Source organism: Terrihabitans aquatilis, assembly GCF_052542005.1.
On the sequence record NZ_JBOCUO010000002.1, the window covers coordinates 696,706 to 715,305 of the forward strand.

Annotated in this window: 23 protein-coding genes and 1 tRNA gene; 15 read left to right on the forward strand and 9 right to left on the reverse strand. The window is 64.6% G+C overall.

The window, feature by feature from the left end:
- Positions 1 to 46 precede the first annotated feature (46 nt).
- Together ACQ6S1_RS09400 and ACQ6S1_RS09405 are read left to right on the forward strand one after the other, a co-directional pair.
- Complete coding sequence (locus tag ACQ6S1_RS09400; RefSeq protein WP_445040917.1) at positions 47 to 628, forward strand: YqaA family protein; 582 nt, start codon at positions 47 to 49, stop codon at positions 626 to 628.
- Between the two features lie 2 nt (positions 629 to 630).
- Complete coding sequence (locus ACQ6S1_RS09405) at positions 631 to 1,161, forward strand: disulfide bond formation protein B (RefSeq protein WP_445040918.1); 531 nt, start codon at positions 631 to 633, stop codon at positions 1,159 to 1,161.
- Here the strand turns inward: ACQ6S1_RS09405 and ACQ6S1_RS09410 are convergent.
- The 3 genes from ACQ6S1_RS09410 to ACQ6S1_RS09420 form a co-directional block, all read right to left on the reverse strand.
- The gene (locus ACQ6S1_RS09410; protein WP_445040919.1) at positions 1,128 to 1,685 is read right to left on the reverse strand and encodes an HNH endonuclease; all 558 of its coding nucleotides are present in this window, start codon (positions 1,683 to 1,685) and stop codon (positions 1,128 to 1,130) included. The two genes, ACQ6S1_RS09405 and ACQ6S1_RS09410, sit on opposite strands and share 34 nt — an antisense overlap.
- Before the next feature lie 82 nt (positions 1,686 to 1,767).
- The gene (locus ACQ6S1_RS09415; protein WP_445040920.1) at positions 1,768 to 2,421 is read right to left on the reverse strand and encodes an alpha/beta hydrolase; all 654 of its coding nucleotides are present in this window, start codon (positions 2,419 to 2,421) and stop codon (positions 1,768 to 1,770) included.
- Positions 2,422 to 2,426: 5 nt separating this feature from the next.
- Entirely contained in the window at positions 2,427 to 2,927 is a 501-nt protein-coding gene (locus ACQ6S1_RS09420; RefSeq protein WP_445040921.1) for a CreA family protein, read from the reverse strand.
- 120 nt (positions 2,928 to 3,047) lie between these two features.
- Here ACQ6S1_RS09420 and ACQ6S1_RS09425 point away from each other — a divergent pair, with 120 nt between their 5' ends.
- On the forward strand, positions 3,048 to 3,641 hold the full coding sequence (locus tag ACQ6S1_RS09425) for a GXWXG domain-containing protein (RefSeq protein ID WP_445040922.1): 594 nt from the start codon (positions 3,048 to 3,050) through the stop codon (positions 3,639 to 3,641).
- On the opposite strand, the gene ACQ6S1_RS09430 is transcribed toward ACQ6S1_RS09425, so the two are convergent.
- The gene (locus ACQ6S1_RS09430) at positions 3,599 to 4,279 is read right to left on the reverse strand and encodes a DNA-3-methyladenine glycosylase family protein (protein WP_445040923.1); all 681 of its coding nucleotides are present in this window, start codon (positions 4,277 to 4,279) and stop codon (positions 3,599 to 3,601) included. The two genes, ACQ6S1_RS09425 and ACQ6S1_RS09430, sit on opposite strands and share 43 nt — an antisense overlap.
- A 36-nt stretch (positions 4,280 to 4,315) precedes the next feature.
- Between ACQ6S1_RS09430 and gluQRS the strand changes: the two genes are divergently transcribed.
- Positions 4,316 to 5,212: a tRNA glutamyl-Q(34) synthetase GluQRS gene (gene gluQRS / locus ACQ6S1_RS09435; protein ID WP_445040924.1), complete on the forward strand. Its 897-nt coding sequence runs from the start codon at positions 4,316 to 4,318 to the stop codon at positions 5,210 to 5,212.
- Here the strand turns inward: gluQRS and ACQ6S1_RS09440 are convergent.
- Entirely contained in the window at positions 5,172 to 6,107 is a 936-nt protein-coding gene (locus ACQ6S1_RS09440) for an AEC family transporter (protein ID WP_445040925.1), read from the reverse strand. The genes gluQRS and ACQ6S1_RS09440 overlap by 41 nt on opposite strands.
- A 181-nt stretch (positions 6,108 to 6,288) precedes the next feature.
- Between ACQ6S1_RS09440 and ACQ6S1_RS09445 the strand changes: the two genes are divergently transcribed.
- Positions 6,289 to 7,203: a PRC-barrel domain-containing protein gene (locus ACQ6S1_RS09445; RefSeq protein ID WP_445040926.1), complete on the forward strand. Its 915-nt coding sequence runs from the start codon at positions 6,289 to 6,291 to the stop codon at positions 7,201 to 7,203.
- A gap of 75 nt (positions 7,204 to 7,278) precedes the next feature.
- Here ACQ6S1_RS09445 and ACQ6S1_RS09450 read toward each other — a convergent pair whose 3' ends face one another.
- Positions 7,279 to 8,079 (reverse strand): response regulator, encoded by an 801-nt coding sequence (locus ACQ6S1_RS09450; RefSeq protein WP_445040927.1) that lies wholly within the window; start codon positions 8,077 to 8,079, stop codon positions 7,279 to 7,281.
- A gap of 233 nt (positions 8,080 to 8,312) precedes the next feature.
- Here ACQ6S1_RS09450 and ACQ6S1_RS09455 point away from each other — a divergent pair, with 233 nt between their 5' ends.
- From ACQ6S1_RS09455 to ACQ6S1_RS09465, 3 genes are read left to right on the forward strand one after another with little or no spacing between them, the layout of a single operon-like run.
- Positions 8,313 to 8,498 carry a NepR family anti-sigma factor gene (locus ACQ6S1_RS09455; protein WP_445040928.1) on the forward strand — a complete coding sequence of 62 codons (186 nt, stop codon included), beginning with the start codon at positions 8,313 to 8,315 and terminating at the stop codon, positions 8,496 to 8,498.
- Complete coding sequence (locus ACQ6S1_RS09460; RefSeq protein WP_445040929.1) at positions 8,491 to 9,048, forward strand: sigma-70 family RNA polymerase sigma factor; 558 nt, start codon at positions 8,491 to 8,493, stop codon at positions 9,046 to 9,048. The genes ACQ6S1_RS09455 and ACQ6S1_RS09460 overlap by 8 nt, the downstream gene beginning before the upstream one ends.
- A gap of 9 nt (positions 9,049 to 9,057) precedes the next feature.
- Positions 9,058 to 10,749, forward strand: a complete 1,692-nt coding sequence (locus ACQ6S1_RS09465) for a sensor histidine kinase (protein ID WP_445040930.1) — start codon at positions 9,058 to 9,060, stop codon at positions 10,747 to 10,749.
- Here ACQ6S1_RS09465 and ACQ6S1_RS09470 read toward each other — a convergent pair.
- Both ACQ6S1_RS09470 and ACQ6S1_RS09475 read right to left on the reverse strand, forming a co-directional pair.
- Positions 10,746 to 11,654, reverse strand: a complete 909-nt coding sequence (locus tag ACQ6S1_RS09470) for a diacylglycerol/lipid kinase family protein (RefSeq protein ID WP_445040931.1) — start codon at positions 11,652 to 11,654, stop codon at positions 10,746 to 10,748. The two genes, ACQ6S1_RS09465 and ACQ6S1_RS09470, sit on opposite strands and share 4 nt — an antisense overlap.
- 28 nt (positions 11,655 to 11,682) lie before the next feature.
- Positions 11,683 to 12,408 carry an RluA family pseudouridine synthase gene (locus tag ACQ6S1_RS09475; RefSeq protein ID WP_445040932.1) on the reverse strand — a complete coding sequence of 242 codons (726 nt, stop codon included), beginning with the start codon at positions 12,406 to 12,408 and terminating at the stop codon, positions 11,683 to 11,685.
- Positions 12,409 to 12,492: 84 nt separating this feature from the next.
- Between ACQ6S1_RS09475 and glk the strand changes: the two genes are divergently transcribed.
- The 5 genes from glk to ACQ6S1_RS09500 all read left to right on the forward strand — a co-directional run bounded on the left by glk (position 12,493) and on the right by ACQ6S1_RS09500 (position 17,773).
- Positions 12,493 to 13,452 carry a glucokinase gene (gene glk / locus ACQ6S1_RS09480; RefSeq protein ID WP_445040933.1) on the forward strand — a complete coding sequence of 320 codons (960 nt, stop codon included), beginning with the start codon at positions 12,493 to 12,495 and terminating at the stop codon, positions 13,450 to 13,452.
- Positions 13,453 to 13,620: 168 nt separating this feature from the next.
- Positions 13,621 to 14,880, forward strand: a complete 1,260-nt coding sequence (ispG, locus tag ACQ6S1_RS09485; RefSeq protein ID WP_445040934.1) for a flavodoxin-dependent (E)-4-hydroxy-3-methylbut-2-enyl-diphosphate synthase — start codon at positions 13,621 to 13,623, stop codon at positions 14,878 to 14,880.
- Positions 14,881 to 14,913: 33 nt separating this feature from the next.
- On the forward strand, positions 14,914 to 15,654 hold the full coding sequence (mtgA, locus tag ACQ6S1_RS09490) for a monofunctional biosynthetic peptidoglycan transglycosylase (RefSeq protein ID WP_445040935.1): 741 nt from the start codon (positions 14,914 to 14,916) through the stop codon (positions 15,652 to 15,654).
- Positions 15,655 to 15,770: 116 nt separating this feature from the next.
- Positions 15,771 to 15,956 (forward strand): 50S ribosomal protein L32, encoded by a 186-nt coding sequence (rpmF, locus tag ACQ6S1_RS09495; RefSeq protein WP_445040936.1) that lies wholly within the window; start codon positions 15,771 to 15,773, stop codon positions 15,954 to 15,956.
- Positions 15,957 to 16,072: 116 nt separating this feature from the next.
- The gene (locus tag ACQ6S1_RS09500; protein WP_445040937.1) at positions 16,073 to 17,773 is read left to right on the forward strand and encodes an EAL domain-containing protein; all 1,701 of its coding nucleotides are present in this window, start codon (positions 16,073 to 16,075) and stop codon (positions 17,771 to 17,773) included.
- A gap of 14 nt (positions 17,774 to 17,787) precedes the next feature.
- Here the strand turns inward: ACQ6S1_RS09500 and ACQ6S1_RS09505 are convergent.
- Positions 17,788 to 17,863, reverse strand: a tRNA-Ala gene (locus ACQ6S1_RS09505).
- A 119-nt stretch (positions 17,864 to 17,982) separates the two neighbouring features.
- On the opposite strand from ACQ6S1_RS09505, the gene ACQ6S1_RS09510 reads away from it, so the two are divergent.
- Positions 17,983 to 18,276: a YggT family protein gene (locus tag ACQ6S1_RS09510; RefSeq protein WP_445040938.1), complete on the forward strand. Its 294-nt coding sequence runs from the start codon at positions 17,983 to 17,985 to the stop codon at positions 18,274 to 18,276.
- On the forward strand, positions 18,273 to 18,599 hold the full coding sequence (locus ACQ6S1_RS09515) for a DUF167 family protein (protein WP_445040939.1): 327 nt from the start codon (positions 18,273 to 18,275) through the stop codon (positions 18,597 to 18,599). Before ACQ6S1_RS09510 ends, ACQ6S1_RS09515 begins: the two co-directional genes overlap by 4 nt.
- The last annotated feature ends 1 nt before the right edge of the window (position 18,600 follow it).

The window sequence follows — 18,600 nt, forward strand, 5'->3', positions numbered from 1 at the left end:
CATCGCAAGGTCTACAGGGAGAGGCCCTCGCGAATAAGGCCGCCCGATGCTGCGCCCGCTCTACAATTGGACGATGAAGCTGGCCGCCAGTCGCCATGCGCTTCCCGCTCTCGGCGCGGTGTCGTTTGCGGAAAGCTCGTTCTTCCCCATCCCGCCCGACGTCATCCTCGTCCCGGTGGTTCTCGCCAACCGCCACCGCGCCTACTGGATCGCGGCATGGTGCACCCTCACCTCCGTGATCGGCGGCATCGTCGGCTACCTCATCGGCGCGTTGCTGTTCGATTCGGTCGGCGCATGGCTGATCGATTTCTACGGATATGGCGATAAGCTCGACGCCTTCCGCGCGGCCTATGCCGAATGGGGCGCATGGATCATCCTGCTCAAGGGCCTGACCCCCATCCCCTACAAGCTCGTGACGATCGCCTCTGGATTTGCCGGCTACAACTTCGCGTGGTTCGTGGTGCTGTCGGTCATCACACGCGGCATCCGGTTCTTTCTCATCGCGGCCCTGCTGCGCATTTATGGCGAGCCGGTGCGGGCCTTCATCGAGAAACGGCTGGAGTTGATCATGCTCCTGCTGTTCATCGTGATCGTGCTCGGCTTCATCGCCGCCAAATATCTGGTGTGACCATGAACAGGCAGTTCGTTCTTCCGCGCGCCGTGCCCCTGGTGATCGCCCTGCTGGCCATCGCTTCCATCATCACGGCGCTCGTGTTCCAGCATGTGTTCGGCTATGTGCCGTGCGCGCTGTGCCTGTGGCAGCGCTGGCCCTATTACATCGGCATCCCAGTGGCGGCGGTTCTGGCCGCTGGCGGGGTAAGCCTGCCGCGCGGAGCCGTGATCGCCGGGCTCGCGGTTCTGTTGATCCTGTTTGCCGTCAACAGCGTACTCGGCCTTTATCACGCGGGCGTGGAATGGCGTTTCTGGCCCGGCCCCTCGACCTGCTCGGCGGGCGCGGCAGGGCCCAACACGGGCAATCTGATCGAGGACCTGAAACGCACCCGCATCGTCGCATGCGATGCCGCTCCCTGGCATTTCCTGGGCCTGTCCTTCGCCGGCTGGAACATGGCGATCAGCGCGGTCCTTGCCGCGATCGCGGCGTTCGGCCTGGCCGCGCGGGCCCGGTTCTACGGCTCCAGCTCGGTGTCCCAGTACAGATAGTCGATCCAGGATTCGTGCAGATAGTTCGGCGGGAACATCCGTCCGTTGCGGTGCAGGTCGTTGACGCTCGGCGGATAGGGCATCTGCTCCGGCATCATGCCGCAATGCTGCGGCAGCGCCGCTCCCTTACGCAGATTACAGGGCGAGCAGGCTGTGACCACGTTTTCCCAGGTGGTCTGTCCGCCGCGCGAGCGCGGTATCAGGTGGTCGAAGGTCAGATCGTCGCGCGAGCCGCAATATTGGCAGGTAAACCGATCGCGCAGGAAAACGTTGAAGCGGGTAAAGGCGGGATTGCGGGAGGGTTTGACGTAGCTCTTGAGACACACGACCGAGGGCAATTGCATCTCGAAGGTGGGACTTCGGACCACTCTATCGTAATGCGACAGCACATTGACGCGGTCGAGGAAAATGGCCTTCGTCGCATCCTGCCACGACCACAGCGACAGGGGATAATAGGACAGCGGACGATAATCCGCGTTCAGGACGAGGGCAGGACATGCTTCGGGGGAGACGTGTATCGTCACCGAGCGCTCCGGGCTATGCGCCGGCGCCCAGCCGACGCACTCCGACAGTCTATGGTTTGTATGTCGCCCTTGTGAAGCCCCCTTATGAAGATGTCGACAGCGCGCTGTTCAGGAAGTCGGCGGCGGCGGCAAGGCCGACCCGGTCGATGCCATGCGCCATGCCATGAGCGACGTGCCATTTGCGCGGCACGCCGTTCTCCGCAAGCGCCTCCACGGTCTGCACAAGGGCATCGACCGGGATGACCTGATCCAGCGTGCCATGCGCCAGAAATACGGGAGGCCGCGAGCGGATTTGCGCGCCGAGATGCTCGGCACCCGCGATCACGCCGGAATAGCCGACAATGGCGCCGAGGCGGTCCGCCCGGCGCAACCCAACATGCAGCGCCATCATCGTGCCCTGGCTGAATCCCACGAGTGCGATCCTCGACGCCGGCAGGCCCGTACGCTTGATCTCGGCGTCGATGAAGGCATCGAGACGCGGAGCCGCGCGCTGGACGCCGGCCCAACGAGCCTCGTCGCTACGGTCGGAAAGATCCCACCATTGACGCCCCTGCGCGTTCTGGATGCACACTTCCGGCGCGTGCGGAGACACGAATTCCGTGTTCGGCAAAGCGCGCGCCCATTCCGAGCCAAGCCCGAGGAGATCGTTGCCGTCCGCGCCATAGCCGTGGAGGAAGATGACGAGCGAGGAGATGGTGCCGCTGGCGGCGTCGAGACGGGGACCGTCGAGAGACATAGACATTACTCCAGAAAATCGCTGCAGCGAGGACCGACTTCGGTGCCCCAGGGCATGATCGGAACGGCGGACGTGGCGTTCTTCGGCGAACCCTCGATCATCTTGTCGGTGTACATCAGATAGACAAGAACATTGCGCCGGGCGTCACACCCGCGGACGATCTGCACCTTCTTGAAGAACAGCGAGCGGCGCTCGCGAAACGCTTCCTCGCCCTGCTTGAACTTGCCCTTGATCGAGATGGGACCGACCTGCTGGCAGGTCAGGGATACATCGGACGCTTCCTCGGCGAGACCCGCCCACCCCTTCCAGCCGCCGATTTCCGGCAGGGTGAAATGGCAGGAGACGTTCTCGACCAATGGATCGTCGATGGCATAGACGGCAAGCTTGGCGTCCGGCGACAGGAAGCGCCACACCGTGCTTTTCTTGAAGATGAGGTCGGGATCGTCGGCCGCGAAAGCCGGGGCGCACAGGGCAGCCAGCAGCCCGATCACAAGAGGAAAGCGCATCGCGAACCTTTCGGAGATGTTTCGGCGGACGATGAGGAAGCGCCCGCGTTCGGCAAGATATAGCAACGCGCAAACGCCGTGCGAACGAAACCGTTTCCGCCACGGACGGGTTCACGGAAGATGATGATCGGCACGCCTTACAATTCGGCACTGGACCGGCTCGCCGAACTGCCGCCGCGCCTGCCCGATGTGCTGGCCTTCTTTGACAGCCTGCCGCCCGTAGAGATGGAAATGATGACCGGTTTCTGGCGGGGCACTGGCGTTCCCAGCGGGCATGATATGGACGGCTTGCTGGAAATGCTTGGCTGGTACGGAAAGGCCTTCCTGGGTCCGGAGAGCGTACATCCTCTCCTGTTTCACACGGGAAAACACGAGACCTGCGCGGTCGATCCTTCTCTCATTCCGGTTTGGGTGGCGCGGTTCTACGGCCGCCGGCTGAGCCGCCTTCCCGTGCACCGCCCGTTTCGCGCCGCCTTGCCGCTGCTGCGCACCTCGAAGCCAAAGGCCAGCTTGAAGCGCGTCGCGCATCGCGGGGCACAGACCACAGCCATGATCTACGACGCCCGGCCGATCCGCGATGTGTTCCGCACGATCGATGGCGACACCGTGCTCGGGCTCATGGAGATGGACGGCATGCAGCCGTTTTTCTTCGCGCTGCACCGTGAGCCGTCTCAGACGGGCGTTGTGTCGCGTCCGCTCTTGGCGACCCGATAATAGGCCCACAGCAGGCGCGCGGCGATGCCACGGTTGGGCCGCCAGCCCTCCGCGCGCTGGCGCAGGGCTTTTTCGCCGGGGCGCTCATCCAGACCAAACGCCAACCGCGCCGCTTCCTGTAAAGCGAGATCGCCTGCCGGAAAGACATCGGCATGGCCGACCGCGAACAGCAGGAACACTTCCGCCGTCCAGCGGCCTACACCCTTGATCCGGCACATTTCCGCGATGGCGTTCTCGGCTTCGGTGCGCGCCAGAACGGCAAGATCGAGGCCCGCCGCGATCTCCGCCGCCGAAGCGCGAAGCGTGCGGATCTTCTGGATGGACAGACCGGCACCCCGCAGATCGTCGTCGCCGGCCGCCATGACGGCGCCCGCGCTCACATGGCCACCAAGCGCAATTTCCAGCCGGTTGAAGATGGCTCGTCCGGCGGCCACCGAGATCTGCTGGCCGACGACAACCCAGGCCAATCCCGCGAAATCCGGGCTCAATTTGCGCAGCGGAATGGCACCGGCGCGCTCAGCCACAGCCGCAAGGTCCGGCGCAGCCAGAATCAACGCACGCAAATGGGCCGCGAGGTCGTCCTCGTTTGCGATGGCGGGCGGAAGCGGCGTATTTGGAAGGATGACGACGGGCTTCATGTTCTCTTCAGCCGTGGAGATGGCGATCGGTTCCCCATGACGTCTCCCGTTTTTCGCTTCGCGCCCAGCCCCAACGGCTATCTTCATCTTGGCCACGCTCTGTCCGCAATTCTAAACGCCGGCATGGCGCACGCGGCCGGCGGACGCCTTCTGCTGCGCATCGAGGACATCGACCCGACACGCAGCCAGGCCCGGTTCGAAACGGCGATCTTCGAGGACCTCGCCTGGCTTGGCCTGGAATGGGAAGAGCCGGTGCGGCGCCAGTCCGCGCACCTCGGCGATTATGCCGCTCGCCTCGACGAATTGCGCGCGCGGAGGCTGATCTATCCGTGTTTCTGCTCACGCGGCGAGGTGCGGGCGGCGGTGGCGGCAAAGGGCGGCGCCTGGCCGAAGGATCCGGACGGCGCGCCGCTTTATCCCGGCACATGCCGCCACCTTCCTGATACCGAACGCGCCCGACGCCTCGCCTCCGGCGCGCCCCATGTCTGGAGAGTGGAAATGGCCCACGCCTGTGCCGGGGTAAGCGGCGCCCTCGGCTGGGACGAGATTTCCGACGATGGATCAATGGTCCGGATTGCCGCCGATCCGGCGATCTGGGGCGACGCCGTGCTGGCCCGTCGCGATGTGGCGGCCAGCTATCATCTGTGCGTGGTCCACGACGATGCGGCGCAGGGCGTGACGCATGTGGTGCGCGGCCGCGACCTCTACTTCGCTACGGCACTGCATCGTCTCCTGCAGGAGATTTTCGGAATGCCGGCGCCGCTCTATCACCATCACCGGTTGCTGGTGGGAGAAGACGGCCACAAGCTCGCCAAGAGCCATGGATCGCCAGCTCTGCGCGACCTTCGGGCCGAAGGCGTCGGACCGGGCGATATCCGGCGCATGATCGGCCTCAGCCCACCCCCAACACCCACAGCCACACCGCCACGGTGACGGCCGACACGGTGGTGGAGATCGCGATGGTGTTGGACGCGAACGCCTCGGCCGTCTTGTAGCGCATGGCGATGAGATAGCCGTTGATGCCGCTGGGCAATGCGGCGAACAGCACGGCCACGCCGACGAAGACGGGTTCCAGCCGGAAGACGAAGGTGCCGATCAGCCACACGAGGAGGGGGTGGAGGACGAGCTTCAGCGCCGCGACAAGGCTCGCCGCCCAGGGGTCGGAGCGGAAGCCATAAAGCGCAAGCGCGATGCCCATCGACACGAGGGCGACCGGGGACGCCGATTGTGCAAGGCCGTCCACAATGGGGCGCAGCATTTCGGGCGTTCGGAAGCCGATGAGATGGGCCATCAGGCCTGCGGCCAGCGCCAGCAGGATGGGATGCGTCAGAAGCGTCTTGGCGAAGCGCCGAAGCCCGCCCTTCTTTTCACTGGATCCGGACGTCTCGATGAGGATCGAGGCCACCCCCATCATGATGGGCAGATGGATGGCCAGCAGCAGAAACAAGGGCACGGCGCCCGCATCGCCATAGGCCCGCAGGATGAGGGGGATGCCGAGAAACACCGTGTTCGACTGCGCGGAGCTGAATCCATGGATCACCGCCTCCCGCTGATCGCGGTGGAAGACCCGCCGGGCAATCACCATCGCGATCGCCCAGACAATGGCGACCGCCGCGAAATAGGTGACCCAATATCCCCACGGGCTCGAGGTGATCGGGGCTTCGCTCTCGGACAGCATCCGGAAGATCAGCGCCGGCACGGCCAGGGCGAACACGTAATCGGCCAGCCCCTCGCCGACCCGCTCGCCGATCCAGCCGAGTTTCGCTGCTAGGAAGCCTACAGCGATGAGGCCGAAGATAGGCAGGACGATGGATAAAAGACTGGGCACGATCATTCTCCGGCGGGCTTCTGTTATGGCCGGTTCCGCACCGCCGGAAAACGAAAACCCGTGACGCGGAGGCGTTAAATCGGCCCACCGGCCGAACCATCGGGGATGTCTTGCGTTGATTTATCAACAGGCCACCCCGCTCTCGCAGGAGCCTGGAGACAAACCCCAAGGAGCCAATTCGATGATGAAGAGACTTCTTCTTTCCGGCGCAGCCCTGTCTGTGACCGCGACGCTCGCCCTCGCTCAGACCACCGCTCCGGCGCAGAACGATCCGAGCACGAACCCGGCCCCGCCCCATGCGACGTCCCCGTCAGTGACAGGTGCGCCGGCCGCAATGGATGCGCCCGCAAACGCAACCGTTCCGGCCGACGCCAGCGCTGCCCAGGCGCAGGCCGATGACCCCAATCTCTATTCCAACGTCCAGGGCGCCGACCTTGTCGACAGCCAGGATAAGTCGCTCGGCCGTATCGCCGACATCCTGCTCGACAACACCGGCCAGCTTCGCCAGGTCATCATCGGCCATGGCGGCCTCCTCGGTGTCGGTGAGACGCTTCGCGCCTACGATGCGAGCGAGCTGCCCCAGGTGGCCGATGGCAAGGTGCGCCTCGGCGAGATGACCACGGCTTCGCTGGAAGCCCTGCCGGAATTCACCTATCCGAAGGCAGAGACGGGCCGCGCCGCGACCGATGCGACGGCTCCGGCCGGAACCAACCCGCCCGCCGGCACCGTCGCGCCGGGCGGCAATGTTCCCGGCAGCACCAACGACATGGCCGCAAACACCACGGAAACTCCGCCGGCCGGCGGCATGGCGCCTCCGTCCGCAGCAATCGTTCCCTCTGATGCGCTGTGGCCCGCGAGCGAACTCGTGGGTGCGACCATCACGAACGCTCAGGACAGCGCGGCGATCAACGATTTGCGCTTCGAAGGCAACAAGGTTGCTGCAGCCCTGGTGGATAAGGGCGCGCTCGGCCTAGGCACGGATGTCTCCGAGGTAAGATTCGAGAACCTCAACATCGCGGGCACGCCCTCCGATCCGGAGATCACGCTGAAAGCCGGCACCTCGAACGTTCCGGTTGAAGCTCCGGCAGCCCCGTAAGCGACGAGGCATTGAGAAGAAAAAACGCCGGGTCCTCACGGACCCGGCGTTCTTTTATGCGCGGGATTGAAACGTTCAGGCTGTCGCGCGTTCTCCGCGCCGATGCGCCCGCGTTCCGAAGAACAGCGCCTGACTGACGATCGCCTTTACGGTCTGCGTCTGGAACGGCTTCGAGATCAGGAAGACCGGCTCGGGACGTTCGCCGGTCAGCAGCCGCTCCGGATAGGCCGTGATGAAGATAACGGGCACATCGAACTCGGTGAGGATATCGTTGACGGCTTCGAGACCGGACGATCCGTCGGCCAGCTGGATGTCGGCGAGGACGAGGCCCGGCCGCGTGCTTTGCGCCAGCGCAACAGCTTCCTTATGCGTGCGGGCGACGCCGGCGACGCGATGACCGAGGCTCTCGACAAGCGCTTCGAGATCCATGGCGATGATGGGCTCATCCTCAATGATGAGGACATCGGTGGCGACAAGCCCCGCCAGCTCGCGGCCAGTATCATCGATCGCCGTCGTCACATCTTCTTCGGTAATGCCGAGGATGCGCGCCGTGTCGGCTGTCGAGAAGCCTTCGACCGAAACAAGCAGAAAAACCTGACGCGACAATGGGGCAAGCGCCTCAAGCGTGCGGCCCGAGGAGGTGGAGGAACCGCTTTCACCCTCGAGGTTCACCCGGACTGACGACCAGATACGGGTAAATACCTGATAGACCGCGATGCGCGGCTCGATATCCTTCGGGAACAGGGACGGATCCTCGACCAGCGTCTCCAGCGCCGCCGCCACATAGGAATCGCCGCTCAACTGGCTTCCCGTGAGCGCACGGGCATAACGACGCAAAAACGGCAGCTGGGCCGCGATGATGGGCACGATGGACATAACGAGACTGGTTCCCCTCTTCGTCGCGGCGCGACGGTAGCAACCACCAAACGTTCAGGCGAGTAGAAAAGTTTCAACCCGCGGGAACGGAATTGCCCCATCGACGTTGGTTCGAGTTGACTGCGGCCGCGGGCAAACATCGTACGATTGCGTGCAACCAGACGCTTGGCGTACGACGATGATCATCGAACACAGTACGGGCCGGTGGCGAGGCCCAACAGGATGTGCGGAACATGGCTCACTCAGACAAGGGTTCCCCGGAGATCGATAGCGAGCTCCAGGCCCATATCGGTCGCCACCTGAAAGCATCGTACGACGATATTCTGGTCCAGAATGTGCCGGACCGTTTTCTCGAACTGCTGAAGACGCTCGAACAGAAGGAACAGAACGGATCTTCGCAGGACGACAGCAATGACTGACAGCTCGTCTGTCCGTGACGATCTCCTCGCGCAGATCCCGAGCCTGCGCGCCTTCGCCGTGTCGCTTTGCGGCCAGATGGACAAGGCGGATGACTTGGTTCAGGAAGCTCTGGTAAAGGCCTGGTCCAACCTCGGCAGTTTCACCGAGGGCACCAATATGCGTGCGTGGCTCTTCACCATTCTTCGCAACGTCTATTATTCCGAGCATCGCAAGCGCCGGCGCGAGGTGCAGGACGCCGATGGGATGTTTTCGGCCCGTCTGATGGTTCATCCATCCCAGAACGGCCATATGGACCTGCAGGATTTTCGCGACGCACTTTCGACCCTGCCTTCCGATCAGCGCGAAGCCCTGATTCTCGTCGGCGCGTCCGGCTTCTCCTATGAGGAAGCGGCGGCAATCTGCGAGGTGGCGGTGGGAACGATCAAAAGCCGCGTCAACCGTGCGCGCGGCGCACTGACACGCGCATTGGCCGTTCAGGCTGGCTCGGAGTTCGGCCCGGAAGCCACATTGCAGGCAGCCATGGTGCCGGGCTCTGGATCGTCCAGCTAGGCCGCCGTCGTGATCGGCAGCCTTCGAGGACGTCTCGCCCTTCTGCTCTTGCTGGCAAATCTCCCGGCGGCGGTTCTCGCGGTCGGCGCGACCTGGAAGACCCAACAGGCAACGGTTTCCGAGCGGGAAGGGGCCGCCGTGCAAAAGGCGGAGCTCATCGCCACGCGCGCGGGCCTGACCCTGGGAATTGCGGAGGGCGTGGCCGATACTTTGGCCGCCAATCCCGCCGTGATCAGCGGCAGCGCCGCCTGCCCTGAAATGCTTCAGGCGACGCTCTCCTCCCGCGCGGATTATGTCGGCATTCTCGTCTCCGACCGCCATGGCGACATCGTCTGTGCGGCTGGTGAGATTCCGCCTGCCGCCACGCGACATTCGTCCCTCCTGCGGGCGATCAGTTCTCCCAACGACATCGGCGACACGGTGTTTCTGCCGGAGGAGATCAGCCCTGACGAGGACGTCGTTCTGACATCGCGGCCATTCAACGACGCAAGTGGCGCCCGCCGCGCCATCGGGCTTTTGATTCGCCGTCCCGCGTTCGACGCCATTTTCGCGGATATGCCGGGCAGCGGGGGTCAATCCAACAGCGCTCTCGCGCTGATCCGCAATGGCGGGCAGATCGTCAGCGAACTGGGCCGCAATTCGCTGCAGGGCTGGCGGCCCCTTCAACCGCTCCCTGTCGGCATACCCGGGGACCCCGCCTCGGGAATGACGTTCGCCAATGCCAGCGGCGAGAATTTCTATTACGCCGTGGCCCCGGTACGAGGCACCATGTCGAATGTCGTGCTGGCCACGCCGACCTCTTTCATCACCGCTCCGGATTGGTCACGACTGGGTGCGGCGCTTCTTGCCCCTCTGCTGATGCTCGTGCTCGGGATAGCCGCCGTCTTCATGGGCGTGGATCGGCTCGTCCTGCGCTGGATCGCGGCCTTGCGCAACGTCACCGGCTCCTATGCGCAGGGCGATTACAGCCCGCGCGTGCAGGATCTGTCGCGCGCACCGCTCGAGATCGCGGACCTCGGCAACAGCGTGAACGTGATGGCCGGCAAGATCGAGGAGCGCTCCCACGCTTTGCAGGAAGCGCTGGACGGCAAGAACGGCCTGCTGCGCGAGCTTCATCACCGTGTGAAGAACAATTTCCAGATGATCGCGAGCCTGCTGGCGCTTCAGCGCAGGGAATTGCCCGTTCGGCTGCGCACCCTGCTGCGCGTGCCGGAAGACCGCGTTCTGGCAATGGCGTCGGCCTACAAGGCCTCTTATGCCACGGGTGAGATCGGCCGCGTTTCCCTGCTCGACCTTCTGCGCGATATCGCGGCCCAGCTCCGCCAGAGCTTTGCGGTCTCCAGCCCTGTTATCAAGATTCGCAGCGAGGAAGCGGTCTGGCTCGATCTCGACCGTGCTGTCCCTCTCGGCCTGCTGACCTCGGAATTGATGTCGGCGGCCCTCGATCGCGAGGACATCGCCTCCCGTCCCATCAGCCTCACGATCCTGCGCGCCAGCCCCCATTCCGTGCAGATCGAAATCGAGAGCGAAAGGCTGGTGGAGACCGTCCCGACGATGGGGCTGGCAGCTCGGCTGATCGCCGCCTACAAGGCCCAGCTCGGGGCTGATCTGCAGCTGATCGAGGACGACATGGTACGTATTTCCATGTCGATCGACGGCAGCGCCCAGGAACATCCGGGCCGGGTCGAGCTCGGCGCCTAGCGTTCCAGTTCGGTAAGCCGCGGCGCCGGCATCAGCATGCGCAGTGCATCCTTCTCGATCTTGAGGCTCAACGGCATCTTCGCGCGGCGGAGCTCTCCGTCCACCGCGAGCCAGACCCGGCTGCGCGCCGAACTGATCGTGATTTCATGGGTGGCGAACGATTCGATCGCCTCGCCGTCGCGCCAGCGGCCCGAGATCAGCTCGAAGCCCGCCCGAGCGCGCCCGGCCAGATGGGAATGCCGCATCAGGTGAAGTTCGAGAATGCCCTCGTCGAGGCGGGTGCGGCGCCAGTCATTGCCGATCCGGTTGTTGGTGACGAGGATGGCGTAGGCGTCGGTGTCGATCCGCTGCCCGTCGGCTTCGATCATGTAGCGGATGCGGCCGGATTTGGTCACCGAACGCCAGATCGACATGGTCACGCTGAGAAGCCGGCCCAGCGGAATGCTGAAGCGCGTCTGTTCCCGCTCACGCGCCACACGGCTGAAATAGCCGAGCCCGCACAATGTGTGGAACGGTCGCCCGTTGACGGTGGCAAGATCGAGCTTGCGAATTTCGCCCAGCGCCAGCGCAGAGGCGAGCGTGAAGAGGTCGCCCTGCGGAAACTGAAGGTCGCGGCCGAGCAGGTTCATCGTGCCGAGCGGCAGCAGGCCGAGAACCTTGTCGGTTTTCGCCAGCGCCTGGAGAGCATGGGAGAACGTCCCGTCGCCGCCGCCCACCACGACGATCTCGTGGGACGAATGGGCGGCGGTTTGCAGCCGCTCATCCATCTGCGCGGGCTCGACCAGATGGACCTCAGCCTGTCGGCCAGCCTTTTCGAAGGCGTCGCGTACGATGTCGGCAGCATTGCTGATGCCGCCGCTGAGGAGGGTTCCGGCACGGGCATTGAGGAGAACAAGACAGGTCATGACGTCCTTCGCCGTGGGAAACTGGTCTCTAAACGCCGGGGTCGGCGTTGGTTCCCTCGCGCATAATGTCGCGATCCACACCGAGAGCCGCCAAAGTGGCTTCTATATGGCCCGGTAACGGCGCCTCCACGCGGATGGGCTCGCGTTTCGGATACAGCGGCAGCCCCACGCGCCACGAATGAAGGTGGAGCAAGGGGCCGGCCGGAGGCGGCGGGGCGGTCGCATAGATCCGCTCACCCAGAACCGGACAGCCGAGCGCCGCCATATGCACCCGGATCTGGTGGGTGCGGCCGGTGTGGAGGTTGAGCTCCAGCACGCTGAAATCACCGGAACGCGCCAGCACGCGGTAGCTCGTTGCCGAAGCCTGACCATGCTCCTGGTCCACCTTCATGAACCAGCCGCGCTTGGCATCGCGCTTGGCGAGCGGCAATTCCACCCGCCCGGCCTCTTCCGGCGGAGCGCCACGGACCACGGCAAGGTAGATCTTCTCGACCGTACCGCGCTGGAACATCTTGCCGATGCTGGCCAGCGCCTGCCGATGACGCCCCAGCACCAGGCAGCCCGACGTCTCGCGATCGAGTCGGTGTGCCAATTCGGGACGCTTGGGCAGACCGAAGGTCAGCGCATCGAAATGCTGATCGAGCGTCTCGCCGCCCTTCGGTCCGGCATGGACCGGCAGACCCGAGGGCTTGTTGATGACGAGCATCAGGGCATCGCGGTAAAGCACACGGGATTGGATGTCTTGCGGCGTCATGACGCTGCGCTTAGCACACCGCGAAGGCGCAGGCATTCTTTGCCGGCGTTGTGCGCACTTCGCATGGCGGGCTAGACTCGCGGCATGGCTTCTCTCGATTGCGTTCTCGTCGCCGACATCGGCGGCACCAACAGCCGCTTTGGTATCGTCACGCCGGGCTCCCTGGTCCCCAAGGAGATTCGCGAACTCAGCAACGACGATTTCGCCAATCTCCAGGAGGCGGTCCCCTTCTATCTCTCCGGCGCGTCCTTCAGGCCGGATCGGGCCGTCATCGCGATGGCGGGCCCGATCAAGGGGGGCACGGTGCATCTGACTAACCGGCGCGGCTGGTCGTTCGTGCCGGGAGTGCTGGCCGATCAACTCGGCTTTGCCCGCGTCGACGTGATGAACGACTTCGCGGCGCTCGCCTGGGCGCTGCCCCATCTTTTGCCGGCCGATCTGCGCGCGATCGGGGATGCCATCCCGACCGATGACGCGACGAAACTCGTTCTCGGGCCCGGTACCGGGCTGGGGGTCGCCGCACTGATCCGCTATCATGAGCGCTGGATTCCGGTTCCCAGCGAAGGCGGGCATGCCGAGCTCGCCCCGAGCACGGAGCGTGAAGCCGCGGTGTTCGACCATGTGCGCCGCGGTCTGGGGCGCGTCTCCGCCGAGGCGATCGCCTGCGGCACCGGTCTCACCCGCATCGACGCCGCGCTCGCCTTCATCGATTCCGGCGAACGCACATCGCGCAAGGGTGCCGATATCTCCGGTGCCGCCCGCGATGGAGAGGCGCGCGGCCGCGAGGCCATGGACATCTTCTTCTCGGCGCTTGGCCGCTTTGCGGGAGACATGGCGCTTACCTTCCTCGCCCAGGGCGGCGTCTATCTTGCCGGGGGCGTGATGCAGAAGACCATCGACCTGATGGACCGCGCAGCCTTCCGGGCATCGTTCGAGGCGAAGGCGCCGCACGAGCGGCTTGTCTCCACCATTGCCACGCGGGTGATCACCGCCCCCTACCCGGCCCTGACGGGATGCGCGGCCATGGCCTCCATCGAAGGCTGAACCGCGCCTCTGGCAATCTCGTCCAACATTGCTACATGTCTGCCATCCACGGATGATAAACCGACTCTGGCAACGGTGCCGATCCTGGCGCGACGGGCACGCGATCATCTGTTATAGAGCGTAGGCTGCGCGCCCGGCGCGACGAATGATGGCTGAGAAGAGGACGTGATGGTGGACGAGGCTCTGAAGAACCGGCGCCGGCAATCTGTGGCGGTCCGGGTCGGCAACGTGACCGTCGGTGGCGGCGCGCCAGTGGTCGTCCAGTCCATGACCAACACGGACACCGCGGACATCGAGAGCACTGTCCGTCAGGTCGCGGCTTTGGCCAGGGCCGGTTCGGAACTGGTCCGCATCACCGTCGACCGCGACGAGGCGGCGGCCGCCGTGCCGCACATCCGCGACAAGCTGGCCGCCATGGGCGTGGACGTGCCGATGGTCGGCGACTTCCACTATATCGGCCATAAGCTGCTGGCCGATCACCCCGCCTGCGGCGAGGCGCTGGCGAAATACCGCATCAATCCCGGCAATGTCGGCTTCAAGGAGAAGAAGGACAAGCACTTCTCCCAGATCATCGAGACCGCGCTGCGCTTCGACAAGCCGGTCCGCATCGGCGGCAATTGGGGCTCGCTCGACGGCGAGATGCTGACCGCCCTGATGGACGAGAATTCCAAGAGCGCCACCCCGGTAAGCGCTCGGGCCGTGACGCGCGAGGCGCTGATCCGCAGCGTCCTGTTTTCCGCTCAACGCGCCGAGGAACTCGGCATGGGCGCGGACAAGATCATCATCTCCACCAAGATCTCGGCGGTGCAGGATCTCATCGCCGTCTATCTCGACCTCGCGACACGTTCGAACTACGCGCTGCATCTCGGCCTGACGGAGGCCGGCATGGGCTCCAAGGGCATCGTGGCTTCGGCGGCGGCGCTGGGCGTCGTGCTGCAGAACGGCATCGGCGACACGATCCGCGTGTCGCTCACGCCAGAGCCGGGCGGCGATCGTACCAAGGAGGTGCAGGTCGCGCAGGAAATCCTGCAGACCATGGGCTTCCGCACCTTCGTGCCGCTCGTCGCCGCCTGCCCCGGCTGCGGCCGCACAACCTCGACGACCTTCCAGGAACTGGCCCAGGAAATTCAGGGCTACATCCACACCCGCATGCCCGTCTGGAAGACGGAATTCCCGGGCGCCGAGACGTTGAACGTCGCGGTCATGGGCTGCATCGTCAACGGTCCCGGCGAATCCAAGCACGCGGATATCGGCATTTCGCTACCGGGTACGGGCGAACAGCCCACCGCGCCCGTCTTCGTGGACGGGCAGAAGGTCACGACGCTGCGTGGCCCGACCCTTGCCGCCGATTTCACCCGGATGGTCGAGGATTACGTCCAGCGCCGGTTTGGCGTCACGGGCAAGGTTCCGGAACAGGCTGCGGAATAATCTCGGGCAAACCGCCGAACGCTGCGGGGGCGCATGGACGACGACCTCGTGGCACGGCGGGATGTGCCTACCGACGATTACTCATTCGACGATATCCAGCTTGAGGATCGGAGGCCGCGTTCCTTGTTCCGTTCCATCGTCTGGTTAGTGGTTCTGCTGGTGGCGCTGCCGTTTGCGCTCACGCTCGTCTATACGGTCATTCCGCCCGTCTCCACCCTGATGGTGGCGCGCTGGGCGACCCTGCGCCCCGTGCAGCGGCAATGGGTGCCGATCGCCAGCATCTCGCCCACGCTCCAGCGCGCGGTTCTCGCTTCCGAGGATGCCCGATTCTGCACTCATAACGGCATCGACTGGCGCGAACTGCGCGGCGTGCTCGAAGCCGCTGGCGAGGATGGACCCACGCGCGGAGCCTCCACGGTCACAATGCAGGTTGCCAAGAACCTCTTTCTCTGGAACGGCGCAGGCTATATCCGCAAACCCATCGAGATCGTGCTCGCCTATTGGATCGATCTGGTCTGGACAAAGAAACGGGTTCTCGAAGTCTATCTCAACGTGGCGGAATGGGGACCCAACGGCGTTTTCGGCGCGGAGGCCGGCGCGCGGCACGCCTTCGGCAAATCCGCCACCAATCTCGCACCGCGCGAAGCCGCCCTCATGGCCGCCGCCTTGCCCAATCCCATCATTCGCAACACGGCGCGGCCGACCAGAGGCCAGATCCAGCGGGCCGCCCTGATCGCCCGGCGCACGGCCGACATTTCCTGCGCCGCGAACTAGCGTAAGCGCGTCGGAGGGGTCTAGCCATTCGGGCCCTTCTCTGATATCAGCACCACCCAATTCCAATTAGCGCGCGCCTGAACAAGCCGCACTGCGCTTTCTTCAGGAGTATTCTCATGGCCGTTCCAAAGCGAAAGACCTCGCCGTCCCGGCGTGGCATGCGCCGCTCCGCCGACGCGATCAAGGCTCCGACCTACATCGAGGACAAGGATTCCGGCGAACTGCGCCGTCCTCACCATCTCGACCTGAAGACCGGCATGTATCGTGGCCGCCAGGTTCTGACGCCCAAGGCCGACGCCTGATCCATTTTCGCATGTGCTTGAAAAGCCGGCCTCGCGCCGGCTTTTTGCTGTCGTGATGGGATCATGCACGCTGGACGCGCGTCTCGATTGCCGCGATAATCCAGTTTACGGGAGAGATGGTCGCGCCAATGGAACCTGGGCAGACAGATGGTTCCATCGGGGACGAAGCGCGACTGGATGCATCGGCCCTTGTCACGGCACTGGACAGCGCGCTTTATCGCTGGACGATTGAAAGCGATCAGCTGGACTGGTTTCCCGCGCCCCCGCAGGGCCTCGCCGCGTCCGGCTCGCTGCTGTCGGGAGCCGAATGGGACGAGCGGACAGATTCCGACGCGATCACCGACCGCCGCAATTCGGTTCTCAGGATTGCCGGCGCCGATGACGGCAACGGAATTCCCTACGAACTGGAATATCCGCTGCGTGTGCGCGACCGGAACGGGACGCGGCTCGTATGGATCGAGGATATCGGCCGCTGTTACGCCGGTGCCGACGGTCGCCCTCTCTATGCTCACGGCATTGTCAGAATCGTCGCAGGTCGGGGCAGCGGAACCTCCGGAGCCTCATCGTCAAGCCGCATCGATCCGCTGACAGGCACGCTGAGCCGGCCGCGCCTCCTCGACACATTGGGGGTCATGATCACGGATGCGCGCCGCTTTCAGACCTCCTGCGGGTTTCTTCTCCTCGCGGTGGAAAATGTCGGCCTGCTGGATCATTCCTACGGCCGCGCGGCGGATGAACTGATCGGAGCCGTTGGGCGACGCTTGCGGGCGAGCATGCGCGCGGGAGACGCCATCGGACGGTTCTCGACCACCATTTTCGGCCTCGCCTTGGCCAATTGCACGTCGGCCGATCTGCTCGTGGCCGCGCGCCGCTTCATGGACGCCATCCATGACGAACCGGTGCAGACCGGTGCCGGGCCCATAGGCGTTCGCGTCACCGGCGCGGGCATCGTCGCCCCCCGCCATGCCGCCGACCAGGCGGAAATGGTGGGCCGGGCGGTGGATACGCTGGTTGCGCTTCGCCGCAGGCGGCGGGGACGTTTCGAGGTCTACGCGCCGAGCCCCGCACGCGACGCGCAACGCCGGCAGGACATGCGGCTCGCCGAAGAACTGATCGCAGCGCTCAACGACGATCGGCTGATCCTGTCGTTCCAGCCCGTGGTCGATGCGCGCTCGCTGCAGCCCGTCTGGTACGAGGCGCTGGCTCGCCTGCGGAAGGTCGACGGTGAAGCAATTTCGGTCAGCCGGCATGTCGAGGCCGCCGAAAAGCTCGGCCTCATTCATCTGCTCGACCGCCGCGTTCTGGAATTGACGATATCAGCCCTCGTCGCCGCGCCATCCGCCGAAATCGCCATCAACATCTCGGCTGAGACGATGAGCGATCATGAATGGCGCGAGCATCTTCTGGCCGCGTTTCGCCGCCACCCCGAGACCGCCCGGCGCCTGCTCGTCGAAATCACGGAAACCGCAGCTCCGGGCGACCTTGCGGAGGCGCTCGATTTCGTTTCGGCGCTTCGGGAGGCCGGTGTGCGGGTTGCGCTGGATGATTTCGGAGCCGGCCAGACCTCGTTTCGCGCGCTGCGCGCGCTGGGCGTCGATCTCGTCAAGATCGACGGCGAGTTCATCCGCGGCATGAGAAGCAATTCCGGGGACCGCGCCTTCATCCGCGCCATCGTCTCGCTGGCCCGCGAGATCGGTTTCCGCACCGTGGCCGAGAGTGTCGAGGACCCGGAAATCGCCGAGATTCTGCGCGAGATCGGCACGGATTTCCTGCAGGGCGACCTCTACGGCGCCGCCGGATCTCTTCCGAAAATATAGGGGGCTGGCCTGCGTGGTGGAGCCGAGGGGAATCGAACCCCTGACCTCATCATTGCGAACGATGCGCTCTACCAACTGAGCTACGGCCCCTCGCAGGCAGCGCCATTTACGGTGTGGCCGGGAACACTGTCAAGCAAAGGCGCGTGGCCTTGTGGCTTGGGGCATGCACCGATACATATCGCCTGCTTCCCGCCGCGCCGAGGCCCCGCATGAATGCCCTTTTCATCCTGATCGACGCCATATTGTCCCTGGTGTTCTGGGTCATCGTCCTGTCGGCCGTCATGAGCTGGCTGATTGCTCTGAACATTGCCAATCCGCGCAATCAATATGTCGGCATGGTGTGGGACACCCTTGTGCGCCTGACGGAACCGGTACTGAACCCGATCCGCCGCTTCCTGCCGAATCTGGGCGGCATCGATCTCTCGCCCGTCATCGTGCTCCTTTTGATCAGCTTCCTGCGCAATCTGTTGTGGTGGGATATCCGGCCCGCTCTGGCCTTTTGAGCGCCGGCGCCTGGGCCGAGACGGCAGACGGGCTGTCCCTTTCGGTGCGATTGACACCGAAAGGTGGCCGGGATGCCATCGACGGGATCATTGCTTTGTCGGACGGCCGGCAGGTGCTGAAGGCGCGCGTGCGCGCCGCGCCGGAGGATGGCCTTGCCAATGCGGGGCTGATTGCACTGATGGCGGCCGAACTCGATGTTCCTCGCTCGTCCATCACGCTGGCCGCCGGCCACACCGCCCGCCTGAAGACACTGCGCATTACGGGCGACGGATCGCGGATCGCCCAGCGGCTTTCATCCATTATCGCATCTAAGAGAGACTGAC

What these genes read in the sequence shown, in the direction of transcription:
- ACQ6S1_RS09455 (WP_445040928.1), top strand. Translation starts at nt 8,313, where the DNA reads ATGGCTCACTCAGACAAGGGTTCCCCGGAGATCGATAGCGAGCTCCAG.
- ACQ6S1_RS09470 (WP_445040931.1), bottom strand. Translation starts at nt 11,654, where the DNA reads ATGACCTGTCTTGTTCTCCTCAATGCCCGTGCCGGAACCCTCCTCAGC.
- ACQ6S1_RS09510 (WP_445040938.1), top strand. Translation starts at nt 17,983, where the DNA reads ATGAATGCCCTTTTCATCCTGATCGACGCCATATTGTCCCTGGTGTTC.
- ACQ6S1_RS09430 (WP_445040923.1), bottom strand. Translation starts at nt 4,279, where the DNA reads ATGAAGCCCGTCGTCATCCTTCCAAATACGCCGCTTCCGCCCGCCATC.
- glk (WP_445040933.1), top strand. Translation starts at nt 12,493, where the DNA reads ATGGCTTCTCTCGATTGCGTTCTCGTCGCCGACATCGGCGGCACCAAC.
- ACQ6S1_RS09475 (WP_445040932.1), bottom strand. Translation starts at nt 12,408, where the DNA reads ATGACGCCGCAAGACATCCAATCCCGTGTGCTTTACCGCGATGCCCTG.
- ACQ6S1_RS09460 (WP_445040929.1), top strand. Translation starts at nt 8,491, where the DNA reads ATGACTGACAGCTCGTCTGTCCGTGACGATCTCCTCGCGCAGATCCCG.
- ACQ6S1_RS09420 (WP_445040921.1), bottom strand. Translation starts at nt 2,927, where the DNA reads ATGCGCTTTCCTCTTGTGATCGGGCTGCTGGCTGCCCTGTGCGCCCCG.
- ACQ6S1_RS09425 (WP_445040922.1), top strand. Translation starts at nt 3,048, where the DNA reads ATGATGATCGGCACGCCTTACAATTCGGCACTGGACCGGCTCGCCGAA.
- ACQ6S1_RS09445 (WP_445040926.1), top strand. Translation starts at nt 6,289, where the DNA reads ATGATGAAGAGACTTCTTCTTTCCGGCGCAGCCCTGTCTGTGACCGCG.
- ACQ6S1_RS09500 (WP_445040937.1), top strand. Translation starts at nt 16,073, where the DNA reads ATGGTCGCGCCAATGGAACCTGGGCAGACAGATGGTTCCATCGGGGAC.
- gluQRS (WP_445040924.1), top strand. Translation starts at nt 4,316, where the DNA reads ATGACGTCTCCCGTTTTTCGCTTCGCGCCCAGCCCCAACGGCTATCTT.
- ispG (WP_445040934.1), top strand. Translation starts at nt 13,621, where the DNA reads ATGGTGGACGAGGCTCTGAAGAACCGGCGCCGGCAATCTGTGGCGGTC.
- rpmF (WP_445040936.1), top strand. Translation starts at nt 15,771, where the DNA reads ATGGCCGTTCCAAAGCGAAAGACCTCGCCGTCCCGGCGTGGCATGCGC.
- ACQ6S1_RS09400 (WP_445040917.1), top strand. Translation starts at nt 47, where the DNA reads ATGCTGCGCCCGCTCTACAATTGGACGATGAAGCTGGCCGCCAGTCGC.
- ACQ6S1_RS09405 (WP_445040918.1), top strand. Translation starts at nt 631, where the DNA reads ATGAACAGGCAGTTCGTTCTTCCGCGCGCCGTGCCCCTGGTGATCGCC.
- ACQ6S1_RS09450 (WP_445040927.1), bottom strand. Translation starts at nt 8,079, where the DNA reads ATGTCCATCGTGCCCATCATCGCGGCCCAGCTGCCGTTTTTGCGTCGT.
- ACQ6S1_RS09415 (WP_445040920.1), bottom strand. Translation starts at nt 2,421, where the DNA reads ATGTCTCTCGACGGTCCCCGTCTCGACGCCGCCAGCGGCACCATCTCC.
- mtgA (WP_445040935.1), top strand. Translation starts at nt 14,914, where the DNA reads ATGGACGACGACCTCGTGGCACGGCGGGATGTGCCTACCGACGATTAC.